This window comes from Paenibacillus agilis (assembly GCF_007786455.1).
Classification (GTDB): Bacteria; Bacillota; Bacilli; order Paenibacillales; family Paenibacillaceae; genus Paenibacillus_B; species Paenibacillus_B agilis.
In genome coordinates, this window is the sequence record NZ_VNJK01000001.1 from 38,762 (window position 1) to 61,291 (window position 22,530).

Sequence of the window (22,530 nt, forward strand, 5' to 3'; positions counted from 1 at the left end):
GAAGATTCGAATGATTTCAGTTAAATTGAAGAAATAACTTATCGCTATTTCGACAAAATAGAAGGCGATAAGACATGCCGATAGTTAGCGGTAGATCGTAAATATACGCTCGAAAAAATAGAAAAAGTCTGATACCGTAAGGGTTTTCTCGGCATCGGGCAATTATTAATGCATGCAGCGAGAATGACATAAAAAATACAAATATTAATGAATGAATGCTACTTTCGACCAAAATGAACGTTTTTCGAACACAACTTTCGTCTTGTTGACTTTATTTGACGAGCTTTGATAAAGTATTTCTAATTCTATCATGATTCGATATTCCATCCTGCAATCCCCAACTTATCAGACATACTTTTTTAATCCTACTTATGAGATCAACCTAACCTACTAGAAGAACGTAAGAACGAACCTAAGATCCAATCTTCAACTAACCCACAACATCTCACATAAGCTTGTTTACCAACTTAATGATTCAGGAATGATTCAGATTCACGTCTTTCATTGTTCGTCGATACAGGACAGGAGCGTGGGAACACGCAATCGGTCGAGGCGATATGAAATGGAACGAAACGGGAGGATTGTTATGACCGTACCGACATCGGTTCAGGCTCCGAGCAATACGACGTATTCTTTGACTCATCCGCAAAAGCGTATTTGGTACATGGAACAGATCTTTCCTGGCACATCATTCGCCAACATAGGCGGTCCCGTTCGAATAAAGGGAGCGATTGACTTTAGCTTGTTGGAGCAAGCAATCCACACCCTTATTCGACAGCATGATGGCTTGAGAATTGAACTTGTGGAGCAGGATGGGGATGCAACGCAGATCGCACAGGTCGTTACAGAGTACGAATCGCAACCGTTGGATTTCTTAGATTTTTCCGAAGAGGCGGATGCGGAATCAGCTTTTTGGTCATGGGTACATCGTGAGGCAGGGAGACCCTTTCAGTTACTGAACTCGAAGCTTTTCTATTTTGCGTTATTTCGTATATCGGACGAGGATAATGGCTACTTGGTAAAATGTCATCACATCATTTCCGATGGCTGGTCGAATCAGTTGACAACGTCACAAATTGCCGAGAACTACACGAGGCTGTTGAAGGGCGAGAGCCTTGAAGATGAGCAACAACCGCCATCGTACGTCAACTACGTGCAAGATGCAGAGCATTATTTTACCTCACCGAGATGTAGTAAAAGCAAGCAATTCTGGCATGACAAGTTTCAATGGCTTCCGGAAAGTTTAACGCAATCATCTGTTGCAAGCACAGAGGGGAAACGCTATTCCGTACAACTTCATGCAGGACTCTCGCAGCGCATTCATTCTATGACAAGCGAAGCGAAAGTATCAGTGAATACATTTTTTGTACTCGCCTACCTGATCTATGCGTACAAAACGACCCAACAATGTGATCTCGTAATTGGCACGCCGGTGCTGAATCGATCTGGAAAAAAGGAAAAGTCGATGTACGGGATGTTCACGAGTACGATGCCATTCCGATGGCAGTTGGATGTCGAGATGAGTATTGATGAGACGCTTAAGCTGGCTCAGAAGGGATTGATGGAATGTTACTTCCATCAGCGTTATCCGTACGATGTGCTGGTACAGGATCTGGAACTGAAGAAACAAGGATATGATCAGCTGTTCCAGACGAGCGTTAACTACTACAATACGAAGCTGCTTACAACGATGAATGGCATGTCTATCGAAAATGTTGAATTTTACAACGGCCATCAAGTCTATGAACTTCAGCTCGTCATTAAAGACTGGTCAGCATCCGAGGGTTTGACACTTGATTTTGATTACCGCCTCGATGCGTATCACGCCAATCAGATCGAAGAAATGTCCAGACGAATGCATCTTATTTTCGAACAAATGTTAGACAATCCACAGGCTACCATCAAAGAATTATCCATACTAACAGAGCAGGAGCGAGCAAGAGAGCTCTACGATTACAACGCAACGGTTGTACCGTACCCTTCCGATCAATCGGTCATTCAGCTATTTGAGGAGCAGGTCACACGGACACCTAATGATATCGTAATCACGTATGAACAAGAACGGTGGACGTACCAGCAATTGAACGAGCAAGCTAATAGACTGGCACGCTATTTAAGCGCCAAGGGAGTAACAAGGGAATCTATCGTGGGACTATGGATGCAGCATTCAATCGAATCCGTCGTAACGATATTGGCAGTGATGAAGGCAGGCGGAGCATACTTGCCCATTGATCCGGCCTATCCCGAAGAGCGGATTCGTTACATGCTGGAAGATTCTCGCACACAGCTCGTTTTTACGAACATGACAGATGGGGCTATAGCCGAGTTTGCAGGTGAAATACAAGGCTATCACAGTCTTGAGCTGGATAAGTTGGATGCAACAAATCTTGGTCATACACATGAACCTACTGATCTCGCTTATGTAATCTATACATCTGGATCAACGGGGCGTCCCAAAGGAGCGATGATCGAGCATAGGGGATTAACGAATTACATCTGGTGGGCGAAGAACGTATATGTTCGTGACGAGATACCGATATTTCCGCTCTATTCCTCACTAGCATTCGATCTCACTGTAACTTCTATTTTCACACCGCTTATATGCGGTGGCCGAATTGGTGTATACCGGGACGATGGCGATGAATTTATTTTATATCGAATTATAAATGACAATGCTTCAACGATAGTGAAGCTGACACCCGCACATCTTGCATTACTCAAAGAACGAGATTATCAGCATTCGACAGTTAGACGTTTTATCGTTGGGGGCGAAGATCTTAAGACAGATCTAGCTAGGGACATAACCGCTTTATTTGGACAATCGATAGAAATTTACAATGAGTATGGTCCTACTGAAACGGTAGTGGGTTGCATGATTCATCTATTCAACAGCAGTGAGGATCGGCAAGTATCTGTACCTATTGGCGTGCCTGCACACAATGTCATGCTCTACATCCTTGATCCTGACCAGAATCCCGTAGGTGCAGGAGCAATCGGGGAATTATATATCGCTGGAGACGGAGTTGCTAGAGGATATCTTCATCGGGAAGAGCTGACCAAGGAGCGTTTTTTGAACAATCCATTTGTCGAAGGAACGCGAATGTATCGTACGGGTGATTTGGTCAAGCGGCTTGAAGACGGCAAGATCGAATACGTTGGTCGTGTGGACCACCAAGTGAAAATCCGTGGGTATCGCATTGAAACAGGCGAAATCGAAAAGGTTATGATGCAGCATGAAGCCATCCAAGATGCAGTTGTTATAGACCGTGAGAATGAGACGCTTGGAAAATACTTATGCGCATATATAGTGAAGAAATGCTCGATTGCGAGTTCGGAATTGAAGTCATACTTGTCCGCGCAAGTGCCCTCGTATATGGTGCCTTCGATATTCGTGGAACTGGATGAGATTCCATTAACGATTAACGGTAAAGTAAATCGCGCATTGCTACCAGAACCGGATTTTACTTTAATACAGGAATACGAGCATGTAGCAGCACGGAGTAGTGATGAAGCACTATTGATTGAAATCGTTGGCGGTGTGTTACAGCATAATCGAATTGGAATTACGGATCATTTCTATGATCTAGGCGGGGATTCCATAAAAGCGATTCAATTATCGTCAAGATTGAACAAAGCGGGATACGTGCTCAAAGTTAGAGATATATTGGAATATCCAATTTTGGAGCAAATGGCGCTGCGTATTCAACCGTTGCATAGTTCACACGTTTATTCACAAGAACGTTGTGAAGGGGTGCTTGAACCGCTGCCGATTGCTCACTGGTTCTTCCAACTGCAATTGCGCGAACCTGACTATTACCATCAATCCGTATTACTTGAATTGCAGCAAGAAATTGACCTTCATGTGTTGGAGGCCATTCTCGTGCAACTTATAGAGCATCATGATGCCTTGCGTCTACAAGTAGATATGCAAACCGGAACATTAACATATTCGAGTCAGACTGATCGTACAAGACTTGTTCATTCCGTTTCATTAGCGGAGCTCGATTCCGATATTCCAACCCAACAGTTACGGATGCTTGAGCAATGTGAAACGTTTAAATCCCAGTTCCGTTTACTTGATACGCTGCTGATTGGGATGTGCTTATTCGATCTTGGCGGCAACGGAAAGAGATTACTTATTACTGCACATCATCTCGTTGTGGATGGTGTATCATGGCGTATTTTACTGGAAGATCTGGCAGAAGCACTTCATAGTCACTCTAGTGGAGAATCGTATCAGCTTCCGTCCAAAACGGCATCGTTACAAATGTGGTCCCAATATGTATGGAATCATCGAATAGCAGAGCAGGAGCTTCACGACTGGCAATCTACGATTGAACAAATTAGCTTCATTCCAACTGAAATACAGCATGGTGAAGCATTGATGAGCAGCGCCAATACGATCGAGCAATGGCTTACGGTGGAGCAGACGAGGAGCTTATTGTATGAGAGTCACCGAGCCTATGGTACCAAGCCGCTGGAGCTGTTAGTAGCAGCCTTATCACATACGATATATAGCTGCTTTGAAATGGAAGAAGCAGTGGTTGAATTGGAGTCACACGGACGAGAGCAGCTCCATGATGAGATTGACCTTTCCAGAACGGTTGGTTGGTTTACAAGTATGTATCCGGTGAAACTAACGCTACCCACTTGCGGGTCTGATGAATCTTCACTAGCTTCTCTAGTGAAGACAACGAAGGAGCGACTGCGTACAATACCAGACCAAGGCATTGGTTTCGGGGTACTCCAAGCTCAAAAGAAATTAGTATCGAATTATGATGCTAAAAAGTTAATACGGTTTAACTTTCTTGGAGACTTTGACAGTATCTGGAACAACCCGTGGTTCACATTAGCAGAGGAAAGCAGTGGTCCAGATACAAGTAAATACAATACACTCACTTCATTGCTGGATGTGCAAGCCATGATCGTAAATCAATCGCTGCGTGTGAGTATTACCTACAGTCAGAATCAGTTTACAGGTGAGACCATTTCTAGATTTATGCAGTCATATGGGGAAGCACTGACCTTGATCACGAACCATTGTTGCGGCAAGCAGGTGAAGGAATATACACCGTCTGACTTCGAGACGGTTGCTATTTCTCAGGACGAACTGGACAGCTTGTTTCTGTAATCATGGATGAATGCGGCTCGATTACGCCATTTTTTGCTTCTTATACGGTCGCTATTTCTGATTAAGCTTGTTATTCCAACTCATATGTTCGTTTTTTAAGATCTCAAAGGAGGTCGTACAATCTTATATGTCTAGAGTCGTATTTTTTGGAGTCGATCTGCACGGGCATGTGAATCCAACGCTCGGATTGATCAACAAGTTGATTGAGAGTGGCGAAGAGGTCATTTATTACTGTAATGATCCATTTCGTGAAAAAATTGAACAGACAGGAGCTTCATTCCGAAGTTATCGAGGTTTGCTTAGCTTTGGAAGGCATAATGGTACCGGCATTGAGACGTTTCTTATATTTGCGGACTTTCTTATGGATAAATGCCGGACATTAGTCGAGGAGCTTCAGGAAGAAGTTACTCAGTTGCAGCCGGATTATATTATTCATGACAGCTTCTGCTTGTGGGGCAAGGAGCTCGCAGCTAAGTTGCAAATTCCGGGAATTGCTGTATTCGCCAACTTTCCATTTATCGATGAGATGGCTCAGAAGGACCCATCGTTCTTTATGGAGTACGTGCTTCTCGCAACGGACGATCCACTCTATCTCAAGCATAAAGGGAAGCATGATGTGTATCGCAAACTGCTGGACAAGTTGGCACGTGTTATATCACTCAAATACGGGAAGCCGTCGCTTAATGTGATGAATGATATTTTTTGCAGCAAAGAAAAGTTAAATCTATTATTCACATCTCGCCAATTTCAGATCCATGAGGAAGTGTTCGACAATACCCATCTATTCGCAGGCTATGACATCTATGCTAGATCGGAGCCGGTAGATTTCCCTTTCGAGCGCTTGGATGATAGACCACTTGTCTACATTGCTTTTGGGACAATCTTGAATCATTTGTCCGAACTGTATGACACTTGCTTCCAAGCATTTCACGATAGCTCGTATCAAGTGGTGATGTCGATTGGCATGCATACCGATCCAACAGCATTCAGAGCTGTTCCCGATAATTTTATTGTTAGATCTTATGTGCCACAGTTGGAGCTCTTGCGTCGGGCCGATGCGTTTGTTACACACGGTGGAGCGAACAGCATTTATGAATCGATTTGCCATCATGTACCGATGGTTGTTCTGCCTCAAGTTTTCGATGAATTTATGGGAGCGTTAATGGTTGAGCGGTCAGGTGCGGGCATCTACATGCGCAATCATGAACCGAGTACAGACGAGCTGCGAGACGCAGTAGAGCAGATCTTATCAAATACAAGTTATCGAGACAATTGTAAGCGTGTCAAGCAGTCCTTTGAGGCCACCGGTGGCTTAGATCGTGCTGTTAATGAAATCATCCAATTTGCGAAGCAGAAGGTGTGCCATGTGTAATGTAAAACGGCTGCTATTATCGATAAGTTTGATTCTTATGTTAAGTGTAGGCACAGTGGGTTCAGGTGTAGCGGCTGCGACAGCAGCTTCAACAGTCGGTGCTGCATCGATCAGTAATATTGATGCTTACGTGGAAGAAATGATGGATAAATCGAAAATACCTGGGATGTCAGTTGTCATCGTTAAAGGTGGGGAAACGGTTTATCAAAAAGGGTTCGGCTACGCGGATGTCGACAAAGAGCTGCCTGTTCGACCAGAGACGTTATTTGAGCTTGGCTCTACGAGCAAGGCTTATACAGCATTAGCATTCATTCAGATGGAAGAGCAAGGACTAGTGAATCGAGAAGATCCAGTCACGAAGTATCTCCCTTGGCTGGAGACTACGTACGAAGGTAAGCCTGCTCCTATCCTATTGAAGCATTTGCTGTATCATACAAGCGGCATTCCGTTTAAAAGTATCAGTGATATTCCTATCGCTATGGATGATCAGGCACTTGAAGCCACAGTGCGTACTCAGATCGGCCAGAAGCTCGACGATGAACCTGGTGAAACGTATTCGTATGCAACGATTAACTACGATGTGCTAGGTCTAATTATTCAACAGCAATCAGGTATGACCTATGAGGCGTATATCCAGCAGCATGTACTAGCTCCGCTGAACCTGAGTGACACGTACTTGTTCCGTGAGGAAGCAGCAACAAATGGAGAATTGGCTCAAGGCTACAAGTACAACATGCTGCGTGCAGCAGCTTATGATGCGCCTATGTATAGAGGCAACACACCAGCAGGTTATATTATTTCCAATTCGCTAGATGTGGCAACATGGCTCAAAATTCAAATGGGTGCTGTGCCTGAAGCGAAAAGCTTTGAGAAATGGCTCATTCGCGCTCATGAACCGGATCGTTCTGTATCGCCTGCTGGAGATGGTTCTTCCTACGCTGGCGGTTGGAGTGTGTACCAGAATGGAACGGGGATGCTGGCGCATGCTGGCGCTAACCCCAATTACTCGTCCTACTTTGCAGTTCGTCCGGATGATGGCTATGGTGTAGCCGTACTTACCAACATGAATTCTCCCTACTCCATCACAACGGCACAAGGCATTATGAACATGATGCTTGGCAAGGAAGTACCGGAGCCTGGAAGTGATATGTACAAAAGTATTGATATGATTTCCTCCGTCGTGCTGCTATTAACGACACCAGTTGTCTTGTTGGTTCTATGGCTGACGAGTAAAGCCATCTGGCAGGCCGTTCGAGGCACTCGCCGCTATGTCGGTCACCACGCGACTACAATAGTAGGATTCTCAATATTCGCTGCATTTATGGTAGGGCTTGCATACTGTTTCTATCAAATTCCGAGCACTTTATTTTGGGGCGTGGACTGGGCATTTGTCGAAGTTTGGGCACCTAATACGCTTCTATACGCTGTTGTTTCCATGTATACAACGATGTTCCTGTTCGGAATCTACTTCCTGTTTACGACCGTATTTCCGAAATCCGATGACCGCTCATTTTTTGCGATTACGCTGCTTAGTGTCGCAAGCGGCTTTGGTAATGCCCTAATCATTTTTATCGTCAATGAAACATTGAATCGGGATATTGATAAGTTTCAGAGCGGGATGTTTGTCTATTTTGTACTCGGTATCGCGATCTACGTCTTCGGGCAGAAGTTGGTCCGTACTCGATTGGTTCGAATCGCAAATGACATGGTATATGAGAAACGAATGGAACTGCTTGGAAAAATATTAAATACGTCGTATCAGAAAATCGAAGGGGTAGAGGAAGGTAAAATTCCTGCTTCACTCAATAACGATACAGAGACGATATCCGGATTCTCCAATATTGTGATCACGGGAGCTACTAGCTTAGTAACCTTGATCAGTTGCTTTGTGTACATGGGCATGATTAGCCCGATGGGTGTGCTCATGGCGATAGGATTTATCGTCGTGGCTGCGGGCTTGCATTATTTTATAGGATTAAAAGCCAACCAGTTATGGGAGCAGACACGTGACATTCAGAACGTATTTTTCCGTTTTATTAACGATCTGACAGGTGGGGTTAAGGAGTTAAGCATTAGCAAAGACAAGCGCACAGATTTCCAACAAGATATGCAGGAAAACTGCCATACCTATCGTGAGAAGAGGATTGGCGGGGATCTCAAGTTCGCAAATGTAAACGTCATTGGAGAGCTGCTATTTACATTCGTCATTGGTGCGGTCGTCTTCTTGTTCCCGCTGTTGTTCAGTGACTTAAAGGTCAGTACACTGCGCAATTACGTATTCGTCCTGCTCTATATGACAGGGCCGGTACATGGGATTCTCGGCACGATCCCTAACTTGTTCCGCGTGCGGATCAGTTGGAATCGCATTAACGAGCTGTCGAAGGAGCTTGATTCCATTCAGGAGGCTGAGAAGCAAGTAGCATCGAGTTTGGAAGCTAACGAGCCTGTAGAGATTAAGCTGCAAGCAGTCGAGTATCACTATGGCAATAGCGAAGGAGAGCGATTTGCGGTAGGTCCGATTGATTGCTCATTCCGCACGGGCGAGATTACCTTCATTACTGGGGGCAATGGCAGTGGCAAATCGACCTTGGCAAAATTAATTACGGGGCTTTATGAGCCTGTACAGGGTGGCATAACGATCAATGGCCAGTCTATCGCACCAAGAGATCTTAGCCAACAGTTTTCAGCGATATTCAGCGACTTTTATTTATTCGATAAGCTGTATGGTGTTCCGTACTCCACGAAGCAGTCGGAAATCGCTTATTACCTGAATGTCCTTCATCTACAGGATAAGGTGGAAATCCGTGACGGCGCGTTAAATACGACCAAATTGTCAACGGGTCAACGCAAGCGTCTGGCGCTGCTCATTAGTTATTTGGAGGATCGACCGATCTGCTTGTTTGACGAGTGGGCAGCGGATCAAGATCCGGAGTACCGAGCGTTCTTCTATCACACGTTATTGCCTGAGTTGAAGCAGCGAGGTAAATGCATCATTGCGATTACACATGATGATCGATATTTCCATATGGCGGATCAAGTAATCAAGATGGAGCTTGGGCAAGTCGTACAAATCGTGCAGAACGAAGAGAATAAAGAACTTGTTTATTCTGAAAAAGGATGAACGAGTAAATAGGCCAGCATGAGAGGATGTGGCTGTATGGGAGAGACGAAGTCCAATCTATTGGACAGGGAAAATGTTGAGGATATCATTGCGTTGACGCCGATGCAGGAAGGTCTGCTGTTCCATTATCGGAGCGACAAAGACAAGGGGCATTACACGCAGCAATTTTCGATGCGCCTATTAGGCAATTGTTCGGTTGAGCGATACAAGAAGGCATGGCAAGCAGTTGCTCGCGCCAACGATGTGCTGCGGACGGTCTATCGATGGGAGAAGCTAGAAAAGCCCGTTCAAATCGTATTGAAAGAGAAGGAAATACCGATTGAGGTGCATGACTTCTCCTCTCATCCGAGAGCATATGCGGAGACCCTTGTTGCTGAACTGAAAGCAAAAGATCGTCATCAGGAGCTAGACATTGGAGCTTCACCGCTTCGGATCGGACTATGCTTGCTGGATAGTGAAACAAGCGAAACGATACTCACATGGCATCATATTTTATTCGATGGCTGGAGCAACGGAATATTGCTCAAAGCGTTTATGCAAGCTTATCAAGCGCTCTGTGACGGAACGGATATACCGCTCAACAGCGAATCTATCAAAACCCCGTTTAAGCACTATGTACAGCTGCAACAGCGTCAAGACAAAGGGGTACAACGGCAATATTGGGAGCAAGAGTTGGCTGATTGGCAAGAGCGGACTCGATTAGTAGAACCGTCAGAACTGCTATTCGATCGAGATGATAGGGACGGGACTGGCGATAGCGGTTCCCGCTATAAGTTAGGTGTCTCTGTAAACACCGTACAACAAATGAATCGATATACACAGCAGCATAAAGTGACATTAGCCGCTCTTTTGTACACGACTTGGGGCGTACTGCTCGGACGATACTGTCAGACGGAAGATGTGCTGTTTGGTACAACGGTGTCGGGCAGACCCCCGGAACTGGCTGGTGTGGAAGAGATGATTGGGCTGTTTATAAATACGATTCCACTTCGGATGCGCTGGCAGTCCGATGAGCTGGCCTGCCAAGTCGTTAAAGCGGTCGATGAACAAGTAAGACGAAGAGTAGATGTGGAGCTAACACCGCTAGTCGATATTCATGCCTATAGTGGTGCGGATCATTTCGAGCCATTGTTTAACACGATTATGGTTATTGAAAATTATCCGCTAGATACGAGTATCGGGCAAACGGGCGCTTTGCAAATCGAGCATTACGCCATGGAAGAGTCGACGCACTACGGGATGACAATTGGTGTGCAACTGCTTGGTACTGGGGACATAGAGTTGGAGTTTGCTTATGATGCGAGCTCCTTCTCAGCGGCTATGGTAGAGCGGCTAGCTGGTCACTATAAGCGAATCGTAGAGCAGATTTGTGAGAATAGTGAGCTGCTTATAAGCGAGATTGGACTCTTGAATGGACAAGAGCGAGAACAGCAGCTGTATACGTTCAATCGCAAGCCAGCGCCTGCAAGTAACACTGAGCATGAAGAGGCTGACACTTTGCAGGTTCGGTTTGAGCGTACAGTGGAACAATTCCCTGATCGCATCGCCATTAGATGCGGGGAACGCGGCTATACATTTGCCGAAATAAATGTGGCCGCGAACCGCCTTGCACACCGACTGAGCGATCTTGGTGTACGTGTCGATGAACCTATTGCCATCTGGCTTGAACGTTCAGAGCAGCTCATTGTTGCCGTATTGGCTGTGCTAAAGACGGGGGCTGCCTATGTCCCTATCGACTATGAATACGCACCAGGTCGGATCAATCAGATGTTGGAGGATTGCCAAGCAACGAAGCTAATCGCTATAGAAGATCGGCTGCCGGAATCAATTTCATTTGCTGGAACGATTGTGAATGTACATGGACATAGCGATGATCGTGCTCAGCAATCGATGCGGCAGAGAAATGAAGAGAGCAATCTCCCTCCTAGAAACAAGTCGGATGATGCGGCTTACATTCTCTACACATCGGGTACGACTGGTACACCGAAAGGGGTCGTTGTCGAGCACCGCAATTTGCTCGCTTATGTGGATGCCTTTCAACACGAGTTTCAATTGACCGAGAACGACATATGTTTGCTGCAAGCTTCGTTTTCCTTTGATCAATTTGTCGAGGAAGCGTATCCGGTATTGCTCGCAGGCGGTCATGTTGTGTTAGCTAACAAGATGGATGTTATCGACATTCCTAAGCTGATTCAACTGATCGATATTTATCAGATTACGATCGTTTCGGTGTCTCCATTAATGCTGAATGAGCTAAATACGCGGGAAGGCATGGATAGCGTCAGAATCTTTATTAGTGGTGGAGACGTCTTGAAGCCCGAATATATTTCGTCTTTATTAGGTAGAGCGAATGTGTACAATACGTATGGTCCTACAGAAGCAACGGTATGCGCGGCATATCATCAGTGTTCGGCTGCTGATTCAGCCCGTGGCAGCATTCCGATAGGCAAACCGATACTCAATTACCGTGTGTATGTGCTTGATCGTTACGGGCACCCTGTGCCGATTGGTGTGCCCGGGGAAATATGTATTGCTGGAGCGGGTGTCGCTCGCGGCTACTTGAACAGAGCTGAACTGACCGCTCGCTACTATGCTGTAGATCCATTCTACGCGGATGAGCGTATGTATCGAACCGGTGATGTGGGGATGTGGCTGTCAGATGGAAGCTTGCAGTATGTAGGCAGAAATGATCATCAAGTGAAAATTCGTGGTTATCGTGTGGAGCTAGGTGATATCGAGCACCGTCTGCTGACCCATACAGCGGTTGACGGGGCAGTTGTACTTGCACATCAAGATGAACATGGCATGATGTCACTGGCTGCTTATGTGAAGACGAATGAGACGATTACTGCTAATGAGCTGCGAGAGGCATTGGCACTAAGTTTGCCAGCCTATATGATTCCTGCTTCTTTCTATCATATTGAGAACATCCCAACGACATCGAACAACAAGCTAGATCGAAAGGCTCTATTGCAAGTTTCCATTCGATTGCCTAATGAGCATGAAGGTGATTCGATGACGGATCATGATGCTAGTGAGACAGAACAGAACATTCGTCGCGTATGGCAAGAAGTACTGAAGCTGGAGCATGTCGGGCTGCATGATCATTTCTTTGACCTAGGCGGCAACTCCATCTTGCTTATGCAACTGCATGCCAAGCTGGAGAAAGAGTACGCATGGGGGATCGCGATCGTAGACTTGTTCACATATTCGACGGTTGCTAGATTAGCGAAATGGATAGACGAAAGGCAATCGGGGAGTGAGCGTGACGATGATGCATTACGCATCGACTATCAACAGCTGCCAGCAGATTTTTTCCATCGACAATGGCATGGCACTGGGATAGGAATCGTTCGCTTCCACCTTCAATCCAATCTCCGCGAGCAAGTCATTGCGATAGCCGAGGGTGCGCAGGTGTCACCGTTTGATGTACTTTCGGGAATGGTGCTGTACCTGTTCAGTGAGTGGAATGAGCTGCCTCATGCCTCCATTCAATGCTTGCAAGATGGTGGGGAGCAGGTAATCTCCTTGTCGATCGACATGGGGGAAATTAGCGGGTTTGAAGAACTGTTTCACTATGTACACCAAGCACAAGTTAGCGGTGCGGTAGGTCATTATGCGATTCATCGAATTGTACCCGAGCAGTTGAAGAAGGCGGAGGACGAAATATTGCCGCTCATCTACCGTCAGCAGGACATCGCGATCGATTCGATCTTGCTAGAGTCTTACGATGTTGCTTGGGGGATAGAGGATCAGGATGAAGAGCAACTGACTATATCGATCAAATTTAACGACAAGCGGATGAAAAAAGAAGCCATTCAGATGCTGGCCAACGGCTATGTTGATCTGCTGCGCCAATTGGCGGCGAGTCGTGTAATGTCGTGATGCGTGATGTCGTGAAAGGAGTACGTGAATGAGAAAGCTTGCGCTTCTATTTCCAGGTCAAGGCTCGCAATATGTCGGAATGGGCAAAGAACTGCTTGAGCGCTCGGCAACAGCAAGATCCGTATTTGCAGAAGCGAATGAGGTATTGGGGTTCGATCTGCAGCAAATAATCGCGGCAGGAAGCGCCGAGGAGTTAACTCGAACGGAGTATGCGCAGCCTGCACTGCTTACGGTAAGTGTCGCTGCGTATCGTGTGTACATGGAGGAAATTGGTGTAGTGCCTGCTTATGCAGCAGGTCATAGCTTGGGCGAGTTCTCGGCTCTAACTTGTGCAGGAGTCATATCATATCCTGATGCGTTGAGGCTGGTCAGGCGCCGAGGGCAATTGATGCAGGAAGCTGCTGCTGAAGAGGCTGGTGCGATGTGTGCCGTTATTGGCAGCAGTCGGGAGCGCATAGAAGCAGTGTGTGTGCAGGCGTCAAATTCGGATGAACGAATGGTCGTCGTTTCTAATTACAATTCGTCGGAACAGTTGGTCATTTCGGGGCATCGTCTAGCCGTTGAGGAAGCAGCTCGTACATTGGAATCTGATGGAGCCCGCATCTCGTTTCTAAAAGTGAGTGCTCCCTTTCATAGTCCGTTGATGCACTCGGCTGCTGCAAAGTTTAGAGAGGAACTTGCTGCTTGCACATATGGTTCGTTCGAATGGCCCGTTGTCGCGAACGTTACAGGCAAGCCCTACGAATCGCCAGCGCAGATCACAAGCTTACTAACGCAGCAGCTTACGGCTCCTGTGCGCTGGGATCAAACGATGCAGGAATTGTGCGATGGCGGGGTGTCCATAGCGGTTGAACTTGGGGCGAAGCGGGTGTTGACACAATTTATGAAATCAGATGCCAAGTCGATTGTGTGCTATCCCTACGAAAAAGCAGCGGAGCTTGATCTGCTTCGGCAGGAACTGGCACCAGAGCAGTTGGAGCAAGCTCGTCGACTAGCGGCCAATAATGTCGTGACCAGATGTCTGGCAGCCGCGGTATGCACAAAAAACCGCAATTGGGATTTGGAAGAGTATGAACAGGGCTTTGTGGCACCGTACAAACAAGTACAGCGATTGCAAGAGCAATTAGATGAAACAGGTGCTCCGCCAACTGAAGCTCAGATGAGAGAAGCGTTAGAGCTGCTGAAGCAGATGTTTATAACCAAGAGAGTACCCGAACAGGAGCAGCGAGAACGATTGGTTGATATTTTGAAGCAGACGGGGACAACATCGTTATTTTCCAGCATGCTTGCTGATTCGGAGCATTTGCATGCGTTGGAGCCTTGTTGACTGTGGTGAATGCTTGATGATGTATGGAGGTGATCAAGGTGGATTTTCAATCAATCAAGTTGAACCGTAAGTCTGTTGCTGTACCTGAAGATGACGTTGCCTTTGATCAGACTTCGAATGCCAATCAGGATATCGCCATTATCGGAATTGCATTGAAGCTGCCGCTTGCGGATACCGTGGATCAATTCGCAAGCAATTTAGAAATGGGAAGGGATTGTGTCAGGCCGATTCCTCAGTCGCGTAAGCAGGACACGGACTTATATTTCAAGCGAATGGGTATGAATCCAGAGGAAGTCGCCTATGGCGAGGCTGCCTACCTAGCGGATATCGACAAGTTTGATTACCCGTTTTTCAAGTTGTCTCCGAAGGAAGCAAGCTTGCTCGATCCGAATCAACGGCTGTTTCTACAAACGGCGTGGAAAGCCATTGAAGATGCTGGCTATAGTGGTGGGAAGCTTGCGGGCAGCCGGACAGGTGTATACGTTGGCTATGGATCTGATGCGGACTATTTGAAGCTAATTCGCCAAGTAGAGCCAGAAGCTGTATCGCTGTCCATGACTGGAAATGTAAGACCGATCATCGCTAGTCGATTATCTTATTTGATGGATTTAAGGGGCCCAAGCTTGCTTGTGGATACAACATGCTCCTCCTCTCTAGTCGCTGTCCACTTGGCTTGTCAGGCGATTCGCAACGGGGAGTGCGACGCAGCTATCGTAGGCGGCATTCAACTTCATTTGATACCCGTGCGGGAGTATGAGGTCGGAATCGAATCATCGACCTCACGTGCGCGGACATTCGATGATGATGCTGATGGTACCGGAACAGGAGAAGGCGTCGTAGCGATAATGATAAAGCCGCTCGATCAAGCGAGGGAAGCTCGAGATCATATCTACGCTGTTATCAAGTCGAGCGCGATGAGCCAAGACGGCGGCGGTTCTGCTGGTATTACCGCTCCGAATGCAGAAGCGCAAGAGGCTGTCATCGTTGATGCATGGAAACGAGCAGGTATTGACCCAGAGACGATTGGGTACATCGAGACACATGGAACAGGAACGAAGCTCGGAGATCCAATCGAACATAAAGGGCTTGAGCGAGCGTTCCGGCGATTTACACATAAACGCCAGTTCTGTGCGATAGGAGCGCTCAAAAGCAACATCGGTCATTTAGATAATACAGCCGGTATTGCGGGTTTGCTAAAGGCGGTGATGTCTCTTAAGCACAAGCGAATCTATCCGACGCTGCATTTTGACAGGCCGAACCGAGTGATTGATTTTGCAAATTCTCCGGTATATGTGAATGACAGGTTGGTGGAATGGGAGAGTTCTCCTACGCCGCGCAGATGCGGAGTGAGTTCCTTCGGTATAAGCGGGACGAACTGCCACGTTATTTTGGAAGAGGCTCCAGAAGGTAAGCATGTGGTGAAACCAGATAAACCTCACTATCATTTGTTTCTACTGTCTGCACAGTCGGAGTCGGCCTTGAAAGCTTATGTGGAGTCAAGTATCCAATTTATCGAGCAAAATCCTTCGGTCAACTTGGGTGATCTTTGCTTCTCGCTAAGTACGGGAAGAGGTCATTACCGCTATCGGCTTGCTATTGCGGCAAACAGTGCTGCGGAAGTGTTGGAGGAGCTTATACGGTTTAACAAGCTCGGCTTTGCAGCCCTTATGAATGAACGGGAAGCTGAGCCTAGCGGTTACTTATATGCCGATTATATCGAACGAGCAGATCGTAATAGCTCGCAATGGACAGCGATTCATTCCAACACCGCATCGATCGCAGCTACATTTGTCCAGTCTGATAAAGATGATCGAGAGCTCTGCGGTGAATTAGGCAAGCTTTATGTGCAGGGGGCCAACTACAATTGGGAGCAGTTGTACAGGAAAGAGCGTAGAAAGCGGATTAGCTTCCCTACGTATCCATTTGATCCTTATCGTTGTTGGGTTAAGTTGGACGTTAGCAGCTTGGACGAGACTTCTCCAGTTCGTAAGGTGAATGGTGATAGAGCAGATGCTGTGAACGAGCAGCTGAGCCATAGGAATGGACATCAGTATGAAAATGAGAATACGCATGAGGAGCATTCAAGTAGTTTCTATCATCATCGTATTTGGCGTCCTGAGTCCTTAAGCAATAGCAGCCAAACAATAGGGAAGCAGACTAACATCATATTGCTCCACAATGATGATCAAACAGCAGCATCGTTAGTCCGTCGCTGGGAAGGTGCGGACGCATCCGTCATCCAAGTTGTAATGGGCAAGCAGTATGAGCGGAGGGATGCGCGCAGTTACGTCATTCGTGATGAGGTGAAAGATTATGAGCAGCTTCTGCTAGATTTGGCAGATGTCTCGCTTACTCATATTGTAGACCTGTGCTATATAGACAAGCACGCACAAGTAAACCATGCAGAGGCGGAAGCGCATGAGCGAGTGCTGGATCAGACGATGTATAGATTTTATCGTCTAGCACATGCTCTAACACGTCGATCAAGCAACGAGCCGCTAGACATGATAGTTGTGTCGCAATATGCCGACGAAGTTGTAGCAGATCAAGCGCGGGTACAGCCAGAGCAATCGGCTATGATCGGGCTCAGCAAGGCGATTGGCTGGGAGAATCCTCATATCCGCCTGCGCTGGATCGATCTGGATGAGGGAACAGATGCAACGGATGTTATAGGGTCAGAGCTTGGGGTGGAATCTAGTGAATTCTGGACAGCGTATCGCAATGGACAGCGTTATGTAGAACGAGTGGATGTGCTTCATGTGGATGAACGGCATGTTGTCGGTCAACCTGTGCATGTCGATGCTGATGGCGTATATGTCATTACGGGGGGGCTCGGCAGCATTGGCTTGCTTATTGCCGCACATCTTGCCACAGAAGCGAAGGGGACCATTCATCTTGCTCTGCTGGGAAGGACGCTGCTGCCTCCGCGGGAGCAGTGGTCTACTATCGAGCGTGAAGATAAAGAACGATGGAGCATACGAGCGATACGAGCGATTCGTGAAATGGAAGCAATGGGTGCGCAGGTTGAATTGATTCGTGCGGATACGGCAGATGAAGTGCAAGTACGTATGGCTATAACAGAGCTGCGGCAGCGATATGGCAGAATCGCAGGGGTGGTGCATGCCGCTGGTATAGCAGAGGGGAACGTTATTAGCCAATTACATTCGACGGAGCTGAGAGCGATTGTTGCCGCTAAGACAACCGGTACCTGGTTATTGGACCACTTAACAAGGGCAGATAAGCCGGACTTCTTCGTCTTATTCTCATCAGCGATAACGCTGGTTGGAGGAATTGGCTCTGGTCCGTATACGGCCGGGAATGCATATTTGGATGCATATTCAGTTTTCCGCAATCGACTGGGCTTGAGAACGTTGACTATTAACTGGCCTGCGTGGAAGCAGATTGGCGTGACTGAGGATGACGATGCAGATGCAGATGAATCCAAGGAAATGTTCTGTCTCATGTCAGCGGAGCAAGGAGTGCGAGCTTTTCAAGAGCTGCTTCAGTCATCGGTCGTAAATGGGGAGAGAGAAACCGAAAATGTGCTCGACTCTATGTCTGCACACGTATCGATCCGGCAAGCAATTGTAGGCTATTGGAATCACCAAAGTGGATTGTTCGCATTAGGCGATCGGCTGCCCTTCCGTCAATCTGAGCAGGTTCAACAAGAACGACTGCTGGCGAGCTTTTCAGACGGTGGGAAGAAATCTTCAAGACTTGCCTCAGGCAATCGGAATATAGCAGCAGATACAGACAGACGGAATGAAGTACCCAGCACATACAGTGAAATTGAGGGAGTCGTAATACGGGCTTGGAAGCGGGTGCTTGGATACGAGGAGCTGGATGTACACGCGAATTTCTTCGAAATTGGAGGAGATTCGATACTCATTACAAGAGTGCATCAGTCTATCGATGAAGTGTTTCCAAGTCTAACCACGATCTCGGATCTGTTCTCCTACCCAACCGTAGCACGAATAACTAGCCATCTGCATGCGGTTATTACGAGTAGGGCAGCGACGAGCAACTTGAGGTTGAACCCATTAGATTCAAAGGGAGAGGCACCGGAAATAGCAATGCGAGGGTTGAAATCTAGCCAGCAGGACCCGTTTAACGAGGTGATTCTAGATATGTTTGGTCGAATGAAACGCGGCGAATTATCGAGCAAGGATGCAGTTCGACGATTTCGTGAGCTGGAGGTAGCTAATGAATAATCTAGCGAGCCAAATATTCGAGCAAGTTGGAGCGGGACGATTGGATGAAGAAGTAGCGTTGCAGTTGCTTCGGACGCTCAAGCAAGAAGCTTCAGGAACGAAGGACATTGCGATTATTGGGCTCTCCTTAAAAATGCCTGGTGCGAGTAACATCGAGCAATTTTGGGACAACCTGGAGCAAGGCCGTGACTTCATCGGACCACTGCCTTCGTCAAGGCAGCGAGATAGTCTAGCATTCATTCGAGCGTTTACGTCGTTAAGTGAAGAGGAAGTACGCTTTAGTTATGGCGGCTATATGGAAGATGTCGATAAGTTCGATTACGGATTTTTCAATCTATCTCCTAAGGAAGCTGCTTTAATGGATCCCAACCAGCGGTTATTTTTGCAAACAGCATGGGAAGCGATTGAAGATGCTGGCTATGGCGGCAGACGCATTCAAGGCAGCAAGACAGGGATTTATCTCGGATATGCGGATTGGCCTGTATATGGCCAGTATATTACGAAGCATCAGCCATCCCATATTCCGATGGCGAGTACGGGAAATACGCCTTCGATTATGGTTGGCCGGATTGCTTATTTGCTTGATTTGCAAGGTCCTGCGCTGCTCGTGGACACGGCATGCTCCTCTTCCTTAGTAGCTGTTCATCTTGCATGTACAGCGATACGCAATGGGGAGTGCGATATGGCAATCGCAGGCGGAGTCAAGGTCATGCTGATGCCTGTAGACGGCTTGTTCGAAATTGGGATTGAATCTTCGAATCAAAAGACGAGTGCGTTCGATGACAGTTCTGACGGCACGGTATGGGGAGAAGGAACGGTTGCTGTGCTGCTTAAGCCGCTGGATCAAGCCGTACGGGATCGTGATCCGATCCATGCTGTCATTCGAGGCAGTGCTACGAATCAAGATGGCATGTCCGTTGGTCTGACGGCACCTAATGCAGCTTCGCAGGAAAAATTGCTCATTCGAGCTTGGGAGGATGCAGGCGTCCATCCAGAGACGATCGGCTATATCGAAGCTCATGGGACCGGAACGAAGCTAGGCGATCCGATTGAAGCAGACGGGATTGGAAGAGCGTTCAGCACCTATACGAGCCGCAGACAATTTTGCGCCATCGGTTCAGTTAAGACCAACATTGGCCATCTAGACGCGGCATCAGGTGTTGCAGGACTAGCGAAAGCTATCGCTGCACTCAAGTATAAGAAGCTGCCGTCTACGCTGCATTTTACGAAACCGAACCGAAATATTCCCTTTGAACGTTCACCGCTCTATGTGAATGATCGCTTGGCAGATTGGGAGACAGATGAGGGTGCTCCGCGAAGATGCGGCGTGAGTTCATTTGGGTTCAGTGGGACGAACTGTCATCTCGTCTTGGAAGAAGCGCCTGTGAGGATCGATGAAACTGTTCATGGCCATACGAATGATGATGGAGTCGATAGATTGCTCATCTTGTCAGCCAAAACCAAAGCGTCATTAGAACGTCTTATTTTGTCCTATGTCACTGAGTTGCCTAAGCTAGATGGGAGCTTTGAAGATATTTGCTACACAGCGAATACAGGCAGAGGACATTACAGCTGTAGGTTGGCCGTTATTGCGAGCAGCAAGTCCGACTTGCAGAACAAGCTGCAATCGATAGCGGAACATGGCTTGCAGCACAATGTGAAGAAAGACATCTATTACGATGAGCATCGAATTGCAAGCGGACGTAGAGAAGTACGGCAGCATACGGAGCGGACTTCTGATGAATGGAGGGTCCTCAGTGAGGCTGCACAGGAACTAATAGTACAAGCTGCTGACAGTGGCATACTGGCGCTCAGTCAACTAAAACAGCTTGCTCAGCACATTGTACAGGGTGCTGAAGTGGACTGGGAACGGTCCTACGAAGGGCGAAATCGTAGGAAGCTGCACCTTCCTGTATACAATTTTGAACCATCAAGATGCTGGATTGATCCAGCCGCTGACACATATAAGTCTTGGTCCGCCACTGAAGTGAATTCAGCCGGATGCAGTAAAGAAAAGAGTTCAATTCCGTCTTTGTCTTCTACTCACACTTCCATGGCACTTACACCTCGTTTACATGGAAAGACGGACGGACAGTACACCCCAACAGAAATAAAGCTAGCCCAATTGTGGGAACAACTGCTAGGCGTTGTAGATATTAATGTAGATGATGATTTCTTCGAGCTCGGAGGCAATTCAATTTTAGCGATACGCTTGGAAGTGGAGTTAGAGCAAGCAGGATTGGCGTTTAGCTCGGAGCAGCTATACCAATATTCCACGATCCGTGAAGCGGCGGCTTGCTTGGAGCAACAGACAGGTAAAGCCATGCCAGCGAATGTGGATGAATCGGTACAGCAGGTGATGAGCGAGCGATTGGCCATGACAGATGATGCCGCAGCAAGCGAACGATCTAGCAGCTCTTTGTTCGTGGAGGAAGCTAATTTAGATTCAATTTACAACTCGGAGACGTTTATATTGCCAGACATGGAGCCATTTAACGATTTATACTATCGCAATTGTTTCTACAATTCCTTTTTCCCTGTAGTTAACCATTTTGGAGGCAGCATACTGCCATTTCTCCTTAATGATGTAATCGGATTTCATCACAGCGAGCATACAGAAAGTGCTGGTGGATACGAGCTTCGCTACCAAGAAGTTCAACCGATTGAGACTTTATTTTCACAATTCCATCTAACGGTGCACACGGGCAGCGAATTCACGAACATTACAGAAGAGATTACACAGCGTATCCGTCAAGGACATCCCGTTATTGTGTGGATAGACAGCTACTATGTGCCATTTCGTAAAGATGCGTATCAGAAGCAGCATGTGGATCATACGCTTCTCATTTACGGCTGCGATGAGCACAGTCAGAAGTTCCATATTTTCGAGCATGATCGACGTGAAAACCTTACGTACAAGCCATGCTTGATCGACTATGAGGATCTCGTGCGCGCGTGCCGAGGATTCCAAGATCATTTTCAACAACGGGAAGAGCGAGTTGCTTATTACATCACGGAATACAATCACGGTGCCAGTCAATGGAAGCCTGAGTTGGCAGAGCTTCAACAGTTGTTTGCCAACAACCAGCTTCAGAATCGTTGTCTTCTGGACGAAAGTATGGCGGTGCTGCATCAGTTTGTAGGGTGGGTCAAAGCAATCAGTTCTTCAGAAGACCTTTACAAGCAGCAGATTGAAGTGATCGTTGAGACATTGAATCAAATATTGAACGCCAAGCAAGTAGAAGGCTACCGGCTAACGGCTCTTTACGGGGCTGATGCCGCTGTTGTTGCAGCTCATCAAGCATGTGTGGAGCAGTGGGAAACGATTCGGAAAGGGAGCGTACGCTTTTTGTACGTACCAACTTATCAAGTGGATAGGATCGAGGCCATGCATGCCAGATTGGAACGATTATGGGAAGCTGAACAGCAATTTTTGTCGACATTCATAAATCAACTTGAATGCACATTATTACCTAACTAATT

7 protein-coding genes are annotated in these 22,530 nt (G+C 47.0%); all 7 read left to right on the plus strand.

What is annotated here, in order from left to right:
* Window positions 1–586 precede the first annotated feature (586 nt).
* The 7 genes from FPZ44_RS00230 (at window position 587) to FPZ44_RS00260 (ending at window position 22,528) form a co-directional block, all read left to right on the plus strand.
* Window positions 587–5,131, plus strand: a complete 4,545-nt coding sequence (locus FPZ44_RS00230) for a non-ribosomal peptide synthetase (RefSeq protein ID WP_186785850.1) — start codon at window positions 587–589, stop codon at window positions 5,129–5,131.
* A gap of 127 nt (window positions 5,132–5,258) precedes the next feature.
* On the plus strand, window positions 5,259–6,503 hold the full coding sequence (locus tag FPZ44_RS00235) for a macrolide family glycosyltransferase (RefSeq protein WP_144986293.1): 1,245 nt from the start codon (window positions 5,259–5,261) through the stop codon (window positions 6,501–6,503).
* Window positions 6,496–9,624 carry a cyclic peptide export ABC transporter gene (locus tag FPZ44_RS00240; protein WP_186785851.1) on the plus strand — a complete coding sequence of 1,043 codons (3,129 nt, stop codon included), beginning with the start codon at window positions 6,496–6,498 and terminating at the stop codon, window positions 9,622–9,624. The genes FPZ44_RS00235 and FPZ44_RS00240 overlap by 8 nt, the downstream gene beginning before the upstream one ends.
* A gap of 36 nt (window positions 9,625–9,660) precedes the next feature.
* A complete protein-coding gene (locus FPZ44_RS00245) occupies window positions 9,661–13,509 on the plus strand; it encodes a non-ribosomal peptide synthetase (protein WP_186785852.1) in 3,849 nt (1,282 codons plus the stop codon).
* 28 nt (window positions 13,510–13,537) lie between these two features.
* Complete coding sequence (fabD, locus tag FPZ44_RS00250) at window positions 13,538–14,836, plus strand: ACP S-malonyltransferase (RefSeq protein ID WP_144986299.1); 1,299 nt, start codon at window positions 13,538–13,540, stop codon at window positions 14,834–14,836.
* A 38-nt stretch (window positions 14,837–14,874) separates the two neighbouring features.
* Window positions 14,875–19,047 carry a type I polyketide synthase gene (locus FPZ44_RS00255; protein ID WP_186785853.1) on the plus strand — a complete coding sequence of 1,391 codons (4,173 nt, stop codon included), beginning with the start codon at window positions 14,875–14,877 and terminating at the stop codon, window positions 19,045–19,047.
* On the plus strand, window positions 19,040–22,528 hold the full coding sequence (locus tag FPZ44_RS00260; RefSeq protein WP_144986303.1) for a DUF1839 family protein: 3,489 nt from the start codon (window positions 19,040–19,042) through the stop codon (window positions 22,526–22,528). The genes FPZ44_RS00255 and FPZ44_RS00260 overlap by 8 nt, the downstream gene beginning before the upstream one ends.
* Window positions 22,529–22,530: the final 2 nt, after the last annotated feature.